Annotated in this window: 17 protein-coding genes; 1 reads left to right on the forward strand and 16 read right to left on the reverse strand. The window is 52.3% G+C overall.

Features of this window, described 5'->3' with window-relative positions; all coding sequences use genetic code 11:
* Positions 1–39 precede the first annotated feature (39 nt).
* From HMPREF1051_RS14225 to HMPREF1051_RS04615, 13 genes are all read right to left on the reverse strand, one after another.
* The gene (locus tag HMPREF1051_RS14225) at positions 40–492 is read right to left on the reverse strand and encodes a hypothetical protein (protein WP_155815287.1); all 453 of its coding nucleotides are present in this window, start codon (positions 490–492) and stop codon (positions 40–42) included.
* 78 nt (positions 493–570) lie between these two features.
* Positions 571–876 (reverse strand): NADH-quinone oxidoreductase subunit NuoK, encoded by a 306-nt coding sequence (nuoK, locus tag HMPREF1051_RS04560; RefSeq protein ID WP_003759427.1) that lies wholly within the window; start codon positions 874–876, stop codon positions 571–573.
* Positions 873–1,544, reverse strand: a complete 672-nt coding sequence (locus HMPREF1051_RS04565) for an NADH-quinone oxidoreductase subunit J (RefSeq protein WP_003765115.1) — start codon at positions 1,542–1,544, stop codon at positions 873–875. Before HMPREF1051_RS04565 ends, nuoK begins: the two co-directional genes overlap by 4 nt.
* A gap of 11 nt (positions 1,545–1,555) precedes the next feature.
* Positions 1,556–2,035: an NADH-quinone oxidoreductase subunit NuoI gene (gene nuoI, locus HMPREF1051_RS04570; RefSeq protein WP_002216341.1), complete on the reverse strand. Its 480-nt coding sequence runs from the start codon at positions 2,033–2,035 to the stop codon at positions 1,556–1,558.
* Between the two features lie 79 nt (positions 2,036–2,114).
* A complete protein-coding gene (nuoH, locus tag HMPREF1051_RS04575) occupies positions 2,115–3,191 on the reverse strand; it encodes an NADH-quinone oxidoreductase subunit NuoH (RefSeq protein WP_003681683.1) in 1,077 nt (358 codons plus the stop codon).
* A gap of 2 nt (positions 3,192–3,193) precedes the next feature.
* Positions 3,194–5,455 (reverse strand): NADH-quinone oxidoreductase subunit NuoG, encoded by a 2,262-nt coding sequence (gene nuoG / locus HMPREF1051_RS04580; protein WP_003765086.1) that lies wholly within the window; start codon positions 5,453–5,455, stop codon positions 3,194–3,196.
* Positions 5,456–5,826: 371 nt separating this feature from the next.
* Complete coding sequence (locus HMPREF1051_RS04585) at positions 5,827–6,183, reverse strand: endonuclease domain-containing protein (RefSeq protein WP_036491878.1); 357 nt, start codon at positions 6,181–6,183, stop codon at positions 5,827–5,829.
* A gap of 187 nt (positions 6,184–6,370) precedes the next feature.
* Positions 6,371–7,666: an NADH-quinone oxidoreductase subunit NuoF gene (nuoF, locus tag HMPREF1051_RS04590; RefSeq protein ID WP_003765091.1), complete on the reverse strand. Its 1,296-nt coding sequence runs from the start codon at positions 7,664–7,666 to the stop codon at positions 6,371–6,373.
* 394 nt (positions 7,667–8,060) lie between these two features.
* Positions 8,061–8,534: an NADH-quinone oxidoreductase subunit NuoE gene (gene nuoE / locus HMPREF1051_RS04595; RefSeq protein ID WP_003765053.1), complete on the reverse strand. Its 474-nt coding sequence runs from the start codon at positions 8,532–8,534 to the stop codon at positions 8,061–8,063.
* Positions 8,534–9,790, reverse strand: coding sequence for an NADH dehydrogenase (quinone) subunit D (gene nuoD, locus HMPREF1051_RS04600; protein WP_003765049.1), 1,257 nt, complete (start codon positions 9,788–9,790; stop codon positions 8,534–8,536). Before nuoD ends, nuoE begins: the two co-directional genes overlap by 1 nt.
* Positions 9,780–10,373, reverse strand: a complete 594-nt coding sequence (locus HMPREF1051_RS04605) for an NADH-quinone oxidoreductase subunit C (protein WP_003765094.1) — start codon at positions 10,371–10,373, stop codon at positions 9,780–9,782. Before HMPREF1051_RS04605 ends, nuoD begins: the two co-directional genes overlap by 11 nt.
* A gap of 11 nt (positions 10,374–10,384) precedes the next feature.
* Entirely contained in the window at positions 10,385–10,867 is a 483-nt protein-coding gene (locus HMPREF1051_RS04610) for a NuoB/complex I 20 kDa subunit family protein (RefSeq protein WP_003677002.1), read from the reverse strand.
* A complete protein-coding gene (locus HMPREF1051_RS04615) occupies positions 10,858–11,214 on the reverse strand; it encodes an NADH-quinone oxidoreductase subunit A (RefSeq protein WP_003765068.1) in 357 nt (118 codons plus the stop codon). Before HMPREF1051_RS04615 ends, HMPREF1051_RS04610 begins: the two co-directional genes overlap by 10 nt.
* 351 nt (positions 11,215–11,565) lie before the next feature.
* Between HMPREF1051_RS04615 and HMPREF1051_RS04620 the strand changes: the two genes are divergently transcribed.
* Positions 11,566–13,428: a ribonuclease catalytic domain-containing protein gene (locus HMPREF1051_RS04620; protein ID WP_003765119.1), complete on the forward strand. Its 1,863-nt coding sequence runs from the start codon at positions 11,566–11,568 to the stop codon at positions 13,426–13,428.
* A gap of 79 nt (positions 13,429–13,507) precedes the next feature.
* Here HMPREF1051_RS04620 and murJ read toward each other — a convergent pair whose 3' ends face one another.
* The 3 genes from murJ to tsf form a co-directional block, all read right to left on the reverse strand.
* Positions 13,508–15,046 carry a murein biosynthesis integral membrane protein MurJ gene (gene murJ / locus HMPREF1051_RS04625; protein ID WP_036491881.1) on the reverse strand — a complete coding sequence of 513 codons (1,539 nt, stop codon included), beginning with the start codon at positions 15,044–15,046 and terminating at the stop codon, positions 13,508–13,510.
* 237 nt (positions 15,047–15,283) lie between these two features.
* Positions 15,284–16,003 carry a UMP kinase gene (pyrH, locus tag HMPREF1051_RS04630; RefSeq protein WP_003712995.1) on the reverse strand — a complete coding sequence of 240 codons (720 nt, stop codon included), beginning with the start codon at positions 16,001–16,003 and terminating at the stop codon, positions 15,284–15,286.
* A 432-nt stretch (positions 16,004–16,435) separates the two neighbouring features.
* Positions 16,436–17,290 carry a translation elongation factor Ts gene (gene tsf, locus HMPREF1051_RS04635; RefSeq protein ID WP_003765122.1) on the reverse strand — a complete coding sequence of 285 codons (855 nt, stop codon included), beginning with the start codon at positions 17,288–17,290 and terminating at the stop codon, positions 16,436–16,438.
* Between the last annotated feature and the right edge of the window lie 95 nt (positions 17,291–17,385).

A 17,385-nucleotide genomic window follows, 5' to 3' on the forward strand; every position in this document is an offset into this window, starting at 1 on the left:
TTCCAGATTGACCATCAGTTTTTGTCTAACGGTTTTTGTCTAACGGTAATCGTTACATACTTCTATTTTCAGAGAACGCCAAAATTTTTTTGGGCTAACACCCTCTCTTTTAATGAAAAACTGGTCATCAGCATAAAGCAACATATCTATCTCTTTACCATTTTGTGTAAGGCTATAAAACTCACGACTCGGGTCGCCAAAATCGTCTTTATATTTAGCCAACTTCATGCCGTTATCCAAATATATTTTTTGTTTGACCAGTCGGTAAGTACCACGTCGTACCTTTCCAGACTCACCCTCTCTCTGCATGCAATATTGACGATTTGGAAATAAGGCAACAGTCACATGGTTTATTTTGCTTCCAGGAGGCCCCAAAAACGGATTTAGATATAACCCTGCCGGACGGCTGCTTTTAGCCAGCGCAACGCTAGAAGAGCAAGCGATCAAAAAAGCTAATAAGCCTAGCTTGGCATAATTCGATATATTTCTCATTTTTTATATTGGTTGGCGACCATACACTTGTAAACATATTGGGAAGAGGATCTGCATTTTCAGACGACCCCTGTCTCCCTACCCTTTCAACTCGTCCAAATCGGCAACATTAATCGTTTTTCTGTTACGGTACACCAGCACCATAATTGCCAAACCGATGGCGGATTCGGCAGCAGCGACGGTCAATACGAAGAATACGAAAATCTGTCCGGCGGTATCGCCCAGATGCTGCGAGAAGGCGATAAAGTTGAAGTTCACCGCCAAGAGCATCAGCTCGATAGACATCAGCAAGACCAGCACATTTTTACGATTCATAAAGATGCCCATCGCGCTGATACCGAACAGGAGCGCGCCCAATACCAGATAATGCGTCAAGGTAATCATGCTTTACCCTCCTCTTTCGGTTTGAGGCCGTCTGAAACTTCGCTCTCTTCGACAAATTCGGTTTGCGGTTTCACAGCTTCCATTTTCACCAAGCGCATACGGCCTTGGTCGGCGCGCACTTTAACTTGGTCGGCAGGATCCATGCGTTTCGGATTGGTGGTTTTACGGTGAACCAGCGCAATCGCCGCCACCATACCCAACAGCAGCAATACCGCCGCCAGCTCAAACGGCAGCAGATAATCGGTATAAATACGGCTGCCCAAATCGCGGATGTTGTTGTAATCGGCAGGAATGTCTTTCATCAGACCAAATGCGGCAAGGTCGGTTTTCGGATTGACCAGAATCAAGATCAGGGCAACCGCCAACAATGTGCCGACAACACCGGCAACAGGCGCATGCCGCCAGAAACCGGCGCGCATTTCCTCGATGTCGATGTTCAGCATCATCACGACGAACAGGAACAGCACCATCACTGCGCCGACATACACGACCACCAGCGTAACGCCCAAAAACTCCGCCTGCATCAGCATCCAAATCATCGCGCTCACGCAGAAGGTCAGCACCAGATGCAAAGCGGCGTGGACAGGGTTTTTCGCGGTAACGGTACGCAGCGCGCCGTATAGGACGATGGCGGCAAGGATATAGAACAGAATCGCGGAAAAAGTCATTCGTCTGCTCCTTAACGGTACGGCGCGTCAGCGGCTTTGCGTTTGGCGATTTCGGCTTCGTATTTGTCGCCGATTGCCAAGAGGATCGGCTTGGTCATGTGCAAGTCGCCTTTTTTCTCGCCGTGGTATTCAAAAATATGCGTTTCCACAATCGCATCGGTCGGACAGGCCTCTTCGCAGAAGCCGCAGAAGATGCATTTGGTCAGGTCGATGTCGTAACGTTTGGTGCGGCGCGTACCGTCTTCGCGTTCTTCCGATTCGATGTTGATCGCCATTGCCGGACACACCGCCTCGCACAATTTACACGCGATGCAGCGTTCCTCACCGTTCGGATACCGCCGCTGCGCGTGCAGGCCGCGGAAACGCACAGATTGCGGCGTTTTCTCTTCGGGGAAATAAATCGTGTCTTTGCGGGCAAAAAAGTTTTTGAGCGTTACGCCCATGCCTTTGACCAGTTCGCCGAGCAAGAAAGTTTTTACTAAATTAGCCATATTCTGTTCCCTCAAAACAGGGATTCCGTTAAATATTCAAAACTGCGTTTTCAGACGACCTTGATACGTCGTCTGAAACTTATTTCCACAAATTCAGCGGCGAAATCATCCACAGACCCAAAATCACGATATAGGCGAAGCCGATGGGAATCAGCACTTTCCAGCCCAAGCGCATGATTTGGTCGTAGCGGTAGCGTGGGAAGGTTGCACGAATCCACAGATACCAGTACAGCACCGCCGCCATTTTCACGAACATCCAGAATGCGGAAGGTGTACCGATAAAGCCCCAGCTTTGCGGGAACGGAGACAACCAGCCGCCGAGGAACATCAGCGATGTCAGCGCGGCAATCAGAATCATGAAAATGTATTCGGCAAGGAAAAACAGCGCGAACGCGAAGCCGGAATATTCGACGTGGTGTCCGGCAACAATTTCGGACTCGCCCTCTGCCACGTCAAACGGTGCGCGGTTGGTTTCGGCAACGGCGGAAATCAGATAGACGATGAAGATTGGGAAGAGCGGCAGCCAGTTCCACGAGAACACGGAACCGCCCGCGATGCCTTTTGCCTGCGCGGCAACGATGTCGGAGAAGTTCATGCTGCCCGACACCATCACGACACACACCAGCGCGGCGCTCATGGCGATTTCGTAGGAGATGCTTTGCGCGGAGGCACGCATTGCGCCCAAGAACGAATATTTAGAGTTGGAAGCCCAGCCCGCGATGATCACGCCGTAAACCGACAGCGAGGTAATCATCAGGATGTACAAAAGGCCGATATTGATATTGGTCAGCACCCATTCTTCGTTGAACGGAATCACCGCCCACGCCGCGAAAGACGGGGCGAGCGACATAATCGGGCCGATGTAGAACAGGGCTTTATTTGACAGCTTCGGACGGGTTACCTCTTTAAACAAGAGTTTGAACACGTCGGCAAACGGCTGAATCAGACCCCATGGGCCGGTTACGTTCGGGCCGACGCGAAGCTGCATAAATCCAATGACTTTACGTTCGAAATACGTCAGGTAGGCAACGGTCAGAATCAGCGGAATCAGGATAATCACGATTTTGACGATGACGGATACCACCAAGCCTACGGTGATACCCAAATCGCCCAGACCGAGCGTTGCGGCAAAGAGGTTTTGGAACCATTCTTGCATGATCAAGCTCCCGCCAGTTCAATAGTGTCCATCAACGCACCCAGCGCGGCATTTTCGGTATGCAGCGGCAGATGCACCACGTTTTCAGGCAAACCGGCATCGGCTTTGACTGCAACCGATACGCTTGCGCCGTTTTGTTTGGCGACGGCGGTTTGTCCGTCTTGCAGGCCTAAGCGCGCCAATGTGTTCGGATTCACACGCGCGGCGGGCACGGCGGCATGGCTGGTCGCTTGCAACGGCGCGGAACGGCGCACGATGGCATCGGTGTGATAAATACCGACTCCGCCCACGCGCACGAGGCGGCTTGAGGTCGTCTGAAAATCTTTTTGAGTCGAAGCGGCGCGGTTGTTCAGTTTGGACGGCAGGCTTTCCACGTCCAACGCGTCTTTCAGAATCGCGGCGGTATCGTGGTATTCAAAGCCTTGCAGGTCAAACAGATTGCCCAATACGCGCAACACTTTCCACAGCGGGCGCGAGTCGCCGAAGCCCTGAACGACACCGTGGAAGGATTGCAGACGGCCTTCCATATTGATGAAGCTGCCCGAGGTTTCGGTAAACGGCGCAATCGGCAGCAATACGTCGCACACGTCCAGCAGCGTTTCGCTGACAAACGGCGTAAACGCCATCACGCTTTTTGCCTGTTTCAACGCGGCTACGGCTTTTGCACCGTCCGCCGTATCGATTTCCGGCTCGACATTGAGCAGCAAGACTGCCTGTTTCGGCGCGTTTGCCATTTCGGCAACGCTCTCGCCCGAGTTCACGCCCAATACGTCCGCACCGACGCTGTTGGCAGCCTGCGGCAAAATACCCAGCACCGCGCCGGTTGCGTCCGCCAGCTCTTGTGCGGCGGCGTAAATCGCAGCGTAATCGGGATGGTTTTGCACTTCCGCGCCCAAAATCACCGCTGCTTTTTCAGCGTTTTTCAGGCTCGCGGTAATCGTGTGTTCCGCATCGGCAAACAGGTTTTTCAGACGACCTGCCCACTCGTCGGGATGTACGGCTTCTTGAGACAGAAGCGGCATAAACAATTCTTCTTTACTGCTGGCCAATACGCTCAAAGCCATGCGGTCTTTAGCGGCGCGGCGCAGGCGGGCGGTCAGAAGCGGCTGTTCTTTGCGCAGGTTTGCGCCGACCACCAATACGGCTTCGTTGTCCGCCAGCGATTCGATGCTTTGTCCCAACCATTGCGCACCATTGAGGTCGTCTGAAAAACGTTTGTCCTGTTGGCGCAGACGGGTAGCGAAATTTTTAACGCCCAAACCGTCGGCGAGTTTCTTCGCCAAATACAGTTCTTCAACCGTATTCATCGGGTTCGCCCAAATGCCGACTTGGTTTTGGTTGCCGTCTTTGGCGATACATTCAATCGCGCTGCGGACATATTCCAGCGCGGTTTTCCAATCCACGTCCATCCACTCGCCGCCCTGTTTGATTTTCGGGTTTTTCAGACGGCTTTCGTGATACAGGCCTTCGTAGGCGAAACGGTCGCGGTCGGACAGCCAGCATTCGTTAATCGCTTCGTTTTCCAGCGGCAGCACGCGGCGGACGGTATGGTCTTTGGTCTGCACAATCAGGTTGCTGCCCAAAGCGTCATGGGCGGAAACGGATTTGCGGCGGTTCAGCTCCCAAGTACGCGCGTTGAAACGGAACGGTTTGCTGGTCAGCGCGCCGACGGGACACAAATCGATGACGTTGCCCGACAATTCGGTTTCCACCGCTTTGCCGATGAAGGGCATGATTTCGGAGTGTTCGCCGCGATTCGCCATCGCAATTTCCTGCAAACCGGCGATTTCTTCGGTGAAACGTACGCAGCGGGTGCAGTGGATGCAGCGGCTCATTTCCTCGGCGGAAACCAAAGGCCCCATGTCTTTGCCGACGACGGAACGTTTTTCTTCGGTATAGCGGCTGGTGGTTTTGCCGTAGCCCACCGCCAAATCCTGCAACTGGCACTCGCCGCCTTGGTCGCAGGTCGGACAGTCGAGCGGATGGTTGATGAGCAAAAACTCCATCACACCTTCCTGCGCCTCACGGGCTTTTGCCGAATGCGTGCGCACAATCATGCCGTCCGTTACCGGCGTAGCGCAGGCGGGCAGCGGTTTGGGGGCTTTTTCCACGTCCACCAGACACATACGGCAGTTGGCGGCGATGGAGAGCTTTTTGTGGTAACAGAAATGCGGAATATAAGTACCGAGCTTGTGCGCGGCCTCAATCACCGTCGCGCCCTGCTCCACAGATACCTGTTTGCCGTCGATTTCGATTTGTAACATGGTTCGTTCCTAGTTACGGGTATTTGATAAATAATCTTTTATGGAGGTCGTCTGAAAAATGGGTTTCAGACGGCCTTTAAAGTATAAGTTTATTGCTTGTTTATTTTTAGGAGGGGTTTCTTAATTTTAAAAAATCCAAATTCTAGTACAACCTATCCCCCCACCCTCTCCCGCCTGACGGGAGAGGAAACAGGTTTCTGTCAGAACATATAGTGGCAGATTCTGCTGCCATGTCTTTCAATATTATGTTTTATGTTTACTTGAATCTCAGGAATCAACCCGAAGTATTCAAATCTACTACCGTCTGTCCCTTCCCCCGTCTGGCGGGGGAAGGCTAGGATGGGGGGTGGCTTTGCAACGTTGCAGCCGTCTTATTTTCCGCCGCACATTTCGATAATCTTTTCCAGTACTGCTTCGGTTTGCTGCAAAACTTCATTATTCCAAAACCGCAACACCCGATAACCTTGGGCATTCAAAAACGCCGTCCGCTGCTCGTCATACTCAATCTGTTCCGAATGTTGTCCACCGTCCAATTCAATAATCAAACGATGTTCCATACTGACAAAATCGACGATATATCCGCCTATTGTCTGTTGGCGTCGGAATTTTATTCCGTTCAACCGTTTGCCGCGCAAGTGATGCCACAATTTCTGCTCGGCCAAAGTCATATTCTGCTTCAGATTACGGACATTCTGTTTTAATGCCGTATTTCTTGTGCTGTACCGCATAGCCGAGTTGGCCTCAATCTTTTTCAGACGACCTATACGGAGGCCGTCTGAATCTTGCCCGTATAAAAATCTGTTTCAAAATATTCCAAGCACCACCCCCACCCTAACCCTCCCCCGCGAGCGGGAGAGGGAATTAATTTGCTGGTGAGAATCCCAAACACCACTGATATTCAGGTCGTCTGAAACCTCAACACCACTTATTCGGCTTCATCGGTCCGCCGTGTTCAATGTAATGCACAAACTCATCACGGAAATGCTTGGTAAAGCTGCGGACAGGGAAGACGGCGGCGTCGGCGAGGGCGCAGATTGTGCGGCCTGCCATTTGGTTGCCGACGGAATCCAGCAAATCCAAGTCTTCCATGCGGCCTTTGCCTTCTACGATGCGGTGGACGATACGGTAGAGCCAGCCGGTGCCTTCGCGGCAGGGAGTGCATTGACCGCAGGATTCGTCGTAGTAGAAGTAGCTTAAGCGTTCGAGGGCTTTGACCATGCACACGTCTTCGTCCATCACAATAATCGCGCCGGAACCGAGCATCGAGCCGGCTTTGGAAATCGAGTCGTAGTCCATATTGGTCTGCATCATAATGTCGGCAGGCAAGACGGGTGCAGACGAACCGCCGGGGATAACGGCTTTAAGTTTTTTGCCGCCGCGCATACCTCCCGCCATTTTCAGGATTTCGGCAAACGGCGTGCCTAACGGCACTTCATAGTTGCCCGGACGCTCAACGTGGCCGGAGATGCAGAACAGTTTGGTACCGCCGGCATTCGGAATGCCTTTGTCGGCAAACGTCTGACCGCCGTCGCGGACGATAAACGGTACGGAGGCGAAGGTTTCGGTATTGTTGATGGTGGTCGGTTTGCCATACAGGCCGAACGAGGCGGGGAACGGCGGTTTGAAGCGCGGCTGGCCTTTTTTGCCTTCCAGCGATTCGAGCAATGCGGTTTCTTCGCCGCAGATGTATGCGCCGTAGCCGTGGTGGGCGAAGAGTTCGAATTCGAAGTCCGAACCTAAAATATTTTTACCCAAAAAACCCGCCGCGCGCGCTTGGTCGAGTGCGGCTTCAAAACGTTGATAACCTTCGAAAATTTCGCCGTGAATGTAGTTGTAACCCGCTTTCGCGCCCATCGCGTAACCGGCGATAATCATGCCTTCAATCAGAGCATGGGGATTGAACATAATGATGTCACGGTCTTTAAATGTACCCGGCTCGCCTTCGTCTGTGTTGCAGACGACGTATTTTTCGCCAGGGAAGGAACGGGGCATAAAGCTCCATTTCAAGCCGGTCGGAAAGCCCGCACCGCCGCGGCCGCGCAGACCGGAGGTTTTGACTTCGTCAATCACGTCGGTTTGCGAGATGTTTTCGGACAGGATTCTACGCAGCGCGGTATAGCCGCCACGTTTGACGTATTCGTCCAATGTCCAGCAGTCGGGATTGGCGGTATCCACTTGGTCAAAAATCACGCCTGATTGGTAAATAGCCATTTTGGTGTGCCTGTTCGTTTTCGTATCGGTTGCAGCCGTTGTTTTCAGACGGCCTTAAGATGTCTTTGTGTATCGGCTTGTAACGTCGTCTGAAATGAAATCTGTTGGTTTATCAAATCTATATTTTCAGACGACATTTAATCGTTTTTGTTGGATCTCGACCACTTTGCTTGTCTGCCGTCATTCCCGCGCAGGCGGGAATCCATCCTCGATGATAAGCAATGTCTTAATTAAATTCAGAAACCGAATCTTACCGATGGATTCCCGCCTGCGCGGGAATGACGGCATTTCGGTATTTCAGTAGGTCGGATTCTTGAATCCGACATTTTGCCTTTTTACCCACTCTGTCGGATACAAGTATCCGACCTACGTTTAAATCGTCGTTTCAGACGACCTATTCCAACTCCGCCAGTTTCTTCTCAATCGCCTCTTCGGTCATGAAACTGCACATACTGTGATTGTTTACCAGCATAACTGGGGCGTCGCCGCATGCGCCCATGCATTCGCCTTCGACTAGGGTGAATTTGCCGTCGGGCGTGGTTTCGCCGTAGCCGATACCGAGTTTTTTCTTCAGGTATTCGCCGGTATCCATGCCGCCGCGCAGGGCGCAGGGCAGGTTGGTGCAGACGGTCAGTTTGTATTTGCCGACCGGCTCGAGGTCATACATATTGTAGAAAGTAGCGACTTCGTATGCCTGCGCCGGCGTAATGCCGATGTAGTCGGCAACAAAGGCGATGGTTTCGGGGGCGAGCCAGCCTTTTTCGGCTTGGGCGATACGCAACGCGCCCATGATGGCGGAACGGCGTTGGTCGGCGGGATATTTTGCCAACTCGATGTCGATTTGTTTTAAGGATTCTGCGGATAACATTATCTGTCCACCTCCCCGAATACGATGTCCTGCGTACCGATAATGGCAACGACGTCGGCGAGCATGTGGCCTTTTGCCATTTCGTCCATGCCTTGCAGGTGGGCGAAGCCGGGTGCGCGGATTTTCAGGCGGTAGGGTTTGTTTGCGCCGTCTGAAATGATGTAAACGCCGAACTCGCCTTTCGGGTGTTCGACAGCGGTGTAAGTCTCGCCCTCGGGAACGTGCATACCCTCGGTGAAGAGTTTGAAATGGTGAATCAGGTCTTCCATGCCTGTTTTCATTTCGGTGCGTTTGGGCGGGGCGAATTTGTGGTTTGTGGTGATGACCGGGCCGGGATTGACGCGCAGCCAGTCGGCGCATTGTTTGATGATGCGTACGGATTGGCGCATTTCTTCCATGCGGCAGAGGTAGCGGTCGTAACAGTCGCCGTTGATGCCGACAGGGATGTCGAAATCCATTTGGTCGTACACTTCATACGGCTGTTTCTTACGCACGTCCCACTCCACGCCCGAACCGCGCAGCATCACGCCGGTAAAGCCTTTTTGCATGGCGCGCTCGGGAGAGACAACGCCGATGCCGACGGTACGCTGTTTCCAGATGCGGTTGTCGGTCAGGAGGGTTTCGAGTGTATCGATGTTTTTTGGGAAGCGCTCGCAGAAGGCGTCGATGAAGTCGAGCATGGTGCCTTCGCGGGATTCGTTGAGCTGCTTCAATACTTTGGCGTTGCGGAATTTGCTGCTCTCGTATTTGGGCATAAAGTCGGGCAGGTCGCGGTAAACGCCGCCGGGACGGAAGTAGGCGGCGTGCATACGCGCGCCGGAAACGGCTTCGTACAAGTCCATCAGCTCTTCGCGATCGCGGAAGGCGTAGAGAATGGCGGTCATTGCGCCGATGTCGAAGGCGTGCGAACCGATGCCCATCAAGTGATTGAGGATGCGCGTTACTTCGGCGAACATGACGCGGATGTATTGGGCGCGGATAGGCACATCAATTCCGGCAAGTTTTTCTACCGCCAAGCAATACGCCTGCTCATTGACCATCATGGAAACGTAGTCCAGCCTGTCCATATAAGGCAGGGCTTGCAGATAGGTTTTGGTTTCCGCCAGTTTTTCGGTACCTCGGTGCAGGAGGCCTATATGCGGATCGGCACGGACGATTTGTTCGCCGTCCAACTCCAAAATCATACGCAATACGCCGTGCGCCGCAGGGTGTTGCGGACCGAAGTTGATGGTGTAGTTTCTTAATTTATTGGCCACCGTAGTTCTCCTCACGGACGATACGCGGCGTGATTTCGCGCGGCTCGATGGTAACAGGTTGGTAAATCACGCGTTTTTGTTCTTCGTCGTAACGCATTTCCACATAGCCGGAAATCGGAAAGTCTTTGCGGAAAGGATGTCCGACAAAGCCGTAATCGGTCAGGATACGGCGCAAGTCGGGATGGTTGTTGAACATGATGCCGTACAAATCGAAGGCTTCGCGCTCGTACCAATCCGCGCTGTTATAAACGGGAACCACGGATTCGACCACGGGGAAATCGTCGTCTGAAACCCAGACGCGCACGCGGATGCGCTGATTGTTTTTAACGGAAAGAAGCTGGCTGACAACGGCGAAGCGTTTGCCCTGCCATGCTTCGTTTTTGTAAGTGCTGTAATCGACGCCGCATAAATCAACCAAAAGCTCGAAATGCAGTTCTTCATGGTCGCGCAACGTAGTCATCACTGAAATATAGTGTTCGGGCAGACACTCGACAGTAATCTCGCCCAAAGCGGAAATGACTTTGCTTGCCTGATTGCCCAAAACGCGGCTGACGGTATCGTATAAGTTTTGAATGCTTGCCATATCGTTCCCCCCTACTCGTCCCGCGCGATGGTGGAAGTGCGCTTGATTTTTTGTTGGAGTTGCATCAGGCCGTAAATCAAGGCTTCCGCAGTCGGCGGACAACCCGGCACATAAACGTCTACCGGCACGACACGGTCGGCACCGCGCACGACGGAATAAGAATAATGATAGTAGCCGCCGCCGTTGGCACACGAACCCATGGACAATACCCAGCGCGGCTCGGCGAGCTGGTCGTACACGCGGCGCAGGGCGGGCGCCATTTTGTTGGTGAGCGTACCCGCCACAATCATCAGGTCGGCCTGACGGGGCGACGGACGGAAAATAATGCCGAAACGGTCAAGGTCGTAACGCGCCATACCCGCGTGCATCATTTCCACGGCGCAGCAGGCCAAACCGAAAGTAACCGGCCACAGCGAACCGGTACGCATATAGTTCAGCACCGTATCCGCGCTGGTGGTGATGAAACCTTTTTTCAAAACGCCTTCTATTCCCATTCCAGCGCACCTTTTTTCCATTCGTAAACAAAGCCTACCGTCAGAACGACGATAAACACCAGCATAGACCAGAAGCCGTATGCGCCCAACTCCTTGAACACCACCGCCCACGGCAACATAAACGCAACCTCCAAATCGAAGAGGATGAACAGGATGGCGACGAGATAATAACGCACGTCAAACTTCATCCTGGCGTTTTCAAAGGCTTCAAAACCACATTCGTAAGCCGCGTCTTTTTCGGCGTAGTGGTGTTTCGGACCTAAAATCGTGCCGAGCAGGATAAACAGCACGCCGGCCGCAAGGCCGACGAGGATGAATACGAGGACGGGAAAGTAACTGGCCAACATGGGTTTATGCCTAACTGGTTGACAGACAAATCTTAATATCCTGCTATTTTATCGAATTTCAAAATCCATTAAAAGGTAAATGTCGGCCAACCTGCAAAAAAATCTTAATAAATTCAATAAGTTTATGATAACGATTCTTATTTGTGTTTTATAACAACCCAACTTCATTCCTTTACCCATATCAACGCCAATAAAATTGGATAGAAAATGCAACACCCACCGCCAGCCCTAAACACAACCAAACCCTTCCAATAAACCAGATTCGCTTTTCAGACGACCTTTTGTCCGTCTTTATCAGTAAGAATCTGCTAAAATCGTCCGTTTCCCACTTCAACCTAACAGCAGCAATACATGAATATCTTTTACGAAGAGTCCGGCCAGTTCAAAGTCGCCGCCATCGTCCAAAAAAACGACGCCACCTACCAAGTCGATACCCAACACGGCAAGCGCACCAAAGTGAAGGCAAACAACGTCTTTGCCGAGTTCGACGGCGATATGGCGGTGTTTTTGGAGAACGCGCAGGCGCAGGCGGCGGACATCGACACCGATTTGTTGTGGGAAGTGTGCGGCGAAGAAGAATTTTCCGCCGAAGCCATCGCCGAAGAATATTACGGTCATGCGCCGACCAAAACCGAGCTGGCGGCGACTTTGATTGCGCTGTACGCCGCGCCGATGTATTTCTACAAAAAAGCCAAAGGCGTGTTCAAAGCCGCGCCCGAAGAAACTTTGAAACAGGCGCTTGCCGCCATCGAACGCAAAAAACAACAAGACGCGCAAATCGACGCTTGGGCGGAAGCCTTGAAACGCGGCGAGATGCCGTCTGAAATCGCGGCGGATTTGAAAACCATCCTGCACGCGCCCGACAAACAGTCGCTGACCTACAAAGCCTTTACCAAAGCCGCCGACGCGCTGAAAACCTCCGCCTACGAATTGGCGAAAAAAACGGGCGGCATTACGTCCATCCCCCAATATCTGCAAGACGGTTTTGAAATCAAATACTTCCCCAAAGGAACAGGTTTCCCCGACCTCCCCCTGCCCGAAATGCCCGACCTGCCCAAAGCCGACGTTACCGCCTTTTCCATTGACGACGAATCGACCACCGAAGTCGATGACGCTTTAAGCCTGACCGATTTGGGCAACGGCACGAAGCGCGTCGGCATCCACATTGCCGCGCCGTCGCTTGCCATTAAACCAGGCGACAAAATGGAAAAAAACATCATGGAACGCTTGAGCACGGTCTATTTTCCCGGCGGAAAAATCACCATGCTGCCCGAAAACTGGATTGCCGCGTTCAGCCTTGATGCGGGCGCGTACCGTCCTGCCGTCAGCATTTATTTCGATGTGGACAGCGAATTCAACGTCGGCGAGCCGACCTGCAAAATCGAAGCCGTCAACATCGCCGAAAACCTGCGCATCCAAACCATCGAGCCGCATTTCAACGCTGAAACCGGCTTGGACGAAACCGGCGAAATGATGTTCGCCCATCATCAAGACCTGATTTGGTTGCACCAATTCGCCGTCGCCCTGCAAAAAGCGCGCGGCAAATACGAACCCAACCGTGCGCCGCAATACGATTACAGCATCGAATTGGATGAGGAAGGCAACGTATCCGTCGTCCGCCGCGAACGCGGTTCGCCCATTGATACGCTGGTCAGCGAGATGATGATACTCGCCAACAGCACTTGGGCGCAGATGCTCCATGACAACGACCTGCCCGGCCTCTTCCGCGTCCAACCTGCCGGAAAAGTGCGCATGAGCACCAAATCCGAGCCGCACATCGGCATGGGCGTACAGCATTACGGCTGGTTCACCTCGCCGCTACGTCGCGCCGCCGACTACATCAACCAAAAACAACTCCTCAGCCTGATAGACGACACCGCCGAACCGCTCTTCCAACAAAGCGATGCCGAACTCTTCGCCGCCCTGCGCGATTTCGACACCGCCTATGCCGCCTACGCCGATTTCCAACGGCAGATGGAAGCCTACTGGAGCCTCGTGTACCTGCAACAGCAAGGCACAAGCGAGCTGACCGCGACCATCCTAAAAGAAGACCTCGTCCGCATCGAAGGCCTGCCGCTGGTAACCCGCGCCACCGGCATCCCGTTCGACGCGCTACCCAAATCGCAAGTCCTGCTCAAAATCACCGAGCTTGATCCCGAAAAGCAGTTTATCGCGCTGAACTATGTAAAAGCTGTCGCTCCTGTGGTTGCGTAAGTTTGCCGTCATGAAAAAAGGTCGTCTGAAAACCTGAAATATAGGTTTTCAGACGACCTCTTTTACGTCTTAACAGCCTCTAGCGAGTTTCCACCCGTTTGAAATCCCTCGGTCGGAAACCCAGAGTAGCCAGCGAAACGAAATACAAACCGCCGCCTATCGCAATCAGGATGCACAACTGCCCTGCTTTACGCAAAGCACCAACGTGTACCCAATCAAAAGGCAGGTAAGTATGTGCAGCCCATAATCCCCCGCCCATTACAACAAGCGACAGCACTATTTTAATCAGGAAAATTCCCCATCCTTTGCTAGGTTGGTAAATGCCGTGTTTGCGCAACAGGTAATACAACAGTCCCGCATTCATACACGCGCCCAAACTGACGGCGAGCGAAAGCCCGGCGTGCTTTAAAGGACCGATAAAGGCAAGGTTCATCAACTGCGTGCAGACGAGCGTAAAGATGGCGATTTTGACCGGCGTTTTGATGTTTTGCCGTGCATAGAAACCGGGTGCCAACACTTTGACCATGATAGATCCGAGTATACCGACAGAATTGGCAATCAGCGCTTGCTGCGTCATCTGCGCGTCAAACAGTGAAAACTTACTGGACATAAACAGCGTCGCCAACAACGGGAACGACAATACCGCAACCCCGACTGTCGCCGGCAGCGCCAGCAGCATACACAGACGCAACCCCCAATCGAGCAGTCCGGAAAACTGCTCGGTATTCTGATTGACGGCGTGTTTGGACAAAGTTGGCAGCAAAATCGTACCGAGCGCCGCACCCAAAACACCGCTGGGCAGCTCCATCAGACGGTCGGCGTAATACATCCACGTAATGCTGCCCGATTGCAGATAGGACGCAAAAATCGTGTTGATCACCGAAGAAATCTGTACCACGCTCACACTCAAAATCGCAGGTGCCATCTGTTTCATCACGCGGTTGACCGCTGCATCTTTGAAATTAAGCTTAGGCAACTTCAAAAAACCTAGTTTTGCCAACCAAGGCAGCTGGAAGCCGAGCTGCAAAATTCCGCCGACAAAGACCGCCCACGCCAACGCGGTCACAGGCGGATCAAAATAGGGGATGAAATATATTGAGAAAACGATAAAAGAAATATTCAAAAACGTCGGCGTAAATGCAGGAATACTGAATTTATGATAGGAATTAAGGATTGAGCCGACAAAGGAAGACAGAGAAATAAACAAGATATACGGGAACGTTATCTTCAGCAAATCGATGGAAAGCAAAATCTTTTTCGGCTCTTTAAAGCCGGGCGCGGAAGCCTGAATCACCCAAGGCGCGGCTAGAATGCCCAGCGCGGTAACGATGACCAAGACAAATGACAACATCCCTGCCACATGGCGAATAAACGCCTCCGTCGCTTCTTTCGAACGCGTTTCCTTATATTCCGCCAAAATCGGCACAAAAGCCTGGGCAAACGCCCCTTCCGCAAAGATACGGCGCAGCAGGTTGGGCAGTTTAAATGCCACAAAAAAAGCGTCGGTCGCCATGCTCGCACCAAACGTGCGGGCAATTACCGCATCACGCAAAAAACCAAGTATGCGCGACAGCATTGTTAAGCTACCGACCCTTGCCAAAGCCCCTAACAAGTTCATCCGTTTTATTCCTTCAAAAGTCCAGACGTCGTCTGAAAGCGCGTATTGTACGACAGAATATGCAAATCTAGGTAAATCGGTATTCCAACAGGCAAACATATAGCGGATGAACACCCCCTGCTTCGTTGCCTGTTCCTTATGTTGCCCACCATCAAAAAGGTCGTCTGAAAACCTATTTTCGAGTTTTCAGACGACCTGTTGCTTGATCAAATCACTTCAATTATTGCCCGATAGGAATCAGCAGTGAACCAGCGTGCCTTCGTCTTCGCCGGTAATGACGCGTTTGAGCGAGCCTTGTTTGGCGATGCCGAAGACGACGATGTTGAGTTTTCGTTCGCGGCAGAGGGCGAAGGCAGTCGCATCCATGACTTTGAGGTTTTTGTTCAAGGCTTCGTCAAAGGTAATGGTTTCGTAGCGTGTAGCGGACGGGTCTTTTTTCGGGTCTGCGGTATAAACGCCGTCCACATTGGTGGCTTTGAGCATGACGTCGCAGTTCATTTCGGCTCCGCGCAGGGCGGCGGCGGTGTCGGTGGTGAAGAAGGGGTTGCCCGTACCGGCGGCGAAGATGACGACTTTGCCTTCTTCGAGGTATTGGATGGCTTTGGGGCGGGCGTAGGTTTCGGCGATTTGCTGCATGGAAAGCGCGGATTGTACGCGCGCTTTGATGCCGAGGGTTTCGAAAGCATCTTTGAGGGCGAGCGCATTCATGACGGTCGCCATCATGCCCATGTAGTCGGCGGTAGCGCGGTCCATGCTGCCTGCTTGGGCGGATACGCCGCGGAAGATGTTGCCGCCGCCGACAACGATGCCGACTTGTACGCCCATTTTGACGACTTCGGCGATTTCACCGACGGTTTGGACGATGGTGTCATGGTTGATGCCGAAAGGGTCGGAACCCATCAGGGATTCGCCGGAGAGTTTCAGTAATACGCGTTTGTATTTGATTTGCTGTGTCATGGAATACCTTGCTTTCTTTAGGTGGATAGCGCTAGTTATGCAGGGCGAACTGGTCATTCGATAACGACGGTATTTTGCTCCGTAAAACGGCATATTCTGCGTTAAAAATACTCGCAAGATGTCCAATCTTGCTGCGCTTTTTGCCTTGAATCTGCCGTTTTCCGTACCAAAAACCGACTCGTTCCAAATGATCAGTTCACCCTGTGGCGCTGCTTCAATTCAGGGAAAGGACGTTTGATTTTTCAGACGACCTTTCCGGATGTTTGGCTGACAGGGTAACGCGTTTTCCGTGGGTGTATGGGTTTGGATAAATTATTATTTGTTGATTATGATGAAATATTCTATTTCCAACAGTATTCTAAACAGTGTAGCTCTCAAAAAAAAGCACCCTGATTCGTTTGGAATCTAGGTGCTTTCTTTTTCATAAGTGCCTTACACTTTAGCAGCGGCAGCAACTTCGGCTGCGTAGTCGACAACGGCTTTTTCGATGCCGTCGCCTACTTTGTAGCGGACGAAGCTGATAACTTCGGTGCCGTTTTCTTTAGCGAATTGGGCAACGGTTTGGTCAGGGTTCATCACGAATGCTTGACCGTTCAGGGTGATTTCAGCCAAGAATTTGCGGATACGGCCTTCAACCATTTTAGCGGCGATGTCGGCAGGTTTGCCGGAAGCGATGGCTTGCTCGGTGTAGATGTGGCGTTCTTTTTCGATGGTTTCGGCATCTACTTCGGCTTCGGTTACGCATTGCGGTTTGGCGGCAACGATGTGCATACCGATTTTACGCGCTACATCTTCAGAGCCTTTGAACTCAACCAATACGCCTTCGGTAGCCAATGCGCCGTGGATGTAGGCAACCAGTTGGTTGGCGGTGTCGATGACTTGGAAGCGGCGGACAGACATGTTCTCGCCCAATTTGGCGATGATGGCTTTGCGTTCTGCTTCAACCAGTTCGCTCAGTTCTTCAACGGTAGCCGGTTTTTTCTCGGCAGCGGTTTTCGCAACGAAGTTGGCGAATTCTACGAAGCCTGCGTCTTTGGCAACGAAGTCGGTTTCGCAGTTTACTTCAACCAATGCACCGACATTGCCGTTGATGGCGTAAGCCAATACGCCTTCGGCAGCGGTACGGCCGGCCAGTTTGCCGGCTTTCGCGCCGGATTTGATGCGCAGGATTTCTTCGGCTTTTTCGAAGTTGCCTTCGGCTTCAACCAAGGCTTTTTTGCATTCCATCATGCCCAGGCCGGTAGCGGCGCGCAGGTCGGCAACCATTTTTGCAGTAATTTCTGCCATTTTGAATCTCCTAGATTTTGGGGAAACACGGGGTATCCGTGTTTGGGAATGGGGTCGTCTGAAAAGGTTTTTCAGAACGGGATTTGAGAAAAGGG

Source organism: Neisseria sicca VK64 (assembly GCF_000260655.1).
Classification (GTDB): domain Bacteria; phylum Pseudomonadota; class Gammaproteobacteria; order Burkholderiales; family Neisseriaceae; genus Neisseria; species Neisseria sicca_B.

What these genes read in the sequence shown, in the direction of transcription:
- HMPREF1051_RS14225 (WP_155815287.1), bottom strand. Translation starts at nt 492, where the DNA reads ATGAGAAATATATCGAATTATGCCAAGCTAGGCTTATTAGCTTTTTTG.
- nuoK (WP_003759427.1), bottom strand. Translation starts at nt 876, where the DNA reads ATGATTACCTTGACGCATTATCTGGTATTGGGCGCGCTCCTGTTCGGT.
- HMPREF1051_RS04565 (WP_003765115.1), bottom strand. Translation starts at nt 1,544, where the DNA reads ATGACTTTTTCCGCGATTCTGTTCTATATCCTTGCCGCCATCGTCCTA.
- nuoI (WP_002216341.1), bottom strand. Translation starts at nt 2,035, where the DNA reads ATGGCTAATTTAGTAAAAACTTTCTTGCTCGGCGAACTGGTCAAAGGC.
- nuoH (WP_003681683.1), bottom strand. Translation starts at nt 3,191, where the DNA reads ATGCAAGAATGGTTCCAAAACCTCTTTGCCGCAACGCTCGGTCTGGGC.
- nuoG (WP_003765086.1), bottom strand. Translation starts at nt 5,455, where the DNA reads ATGTTACAAATCGAAATCGACGGCAAACAGGTATCTGTGGAGCAGGGC.
- HMPREF1051_RS04585 (WP_036491878.1), bottom strand. Translation starts at nt 6,183, where the DNA reads ATGCGGTACAGCACAAGAAATACGGCATTAAAACAGAATGTCCGTAAT.
- nuoF (WP_003765091.1), bottom strand. Translation starts at nt 7,666, where the DNA reads ATGGCTATTTACCAATCAGGCGTGATTTTTGACCAAGTGGATACCGCC.
- nuoE (WP_003765053.1), bottom strand. Translation starts at nt 8,534, where the DNA reads ATGTTATCCGCAGAATCCTTAAAACAAATCGACATCGAGTTGGCAAAA.
- HMPREF1051_RS04605 (WP_003765094.1), bottom strand. Translation starts at nt 10,373, where the DNA reads ATGGCAAGCATTCAAAACTTATACGATACCGTCAGCCGCGTTTTGGGC.
- HMPREF1051_RS04610 (WP_003677002.1), bottom strand. Translation starts at nt 10,867, where the DNA reads ATGGGAATAGAAGGCGTTTTGAAAAAAGGTTTCATCACCACCAGCGCG.
- HMPREF1051_RS04615 (WP_003765068.1), bottom strand. Translation starts at nt 11,214, where the DNA reads ATGTTGGCCAGTTACTTTCCCGTCCTCGTATTCATCCTCGTCGGCCTT.
- HMPREF1051_RS04620 (WP_003765119.1), top strand. Translation starts at nt 11,566, where the DNA reads ATGAATATCTTTTACGAAGAGTCCGGCCAGTTCAAAGTCGCCGCCATC.
- murJ (WP_036491881.1), bottom strand. Translation starts at nt 15,046, where the DNA reads ATGAACTTGTTAGGGGCTTTGGCAAGGGTCGGTAGCTTAACAATGCTG.
- pyrH (WP_003712995.1), bottom strand. Translation starts at nt 16,003, where the DNA reads ATGACACAGCAAATCAAATACAAACGCGTATTACTGAAACTCTCCGGC.
- tsf (WP_003765122.1), bottom strand. Translation starts at nt 17,290, where the DNA reads ATGGCAGAAATTACTGCAAAAATGGTTGCCGACCTGCGCGCCGCTACC.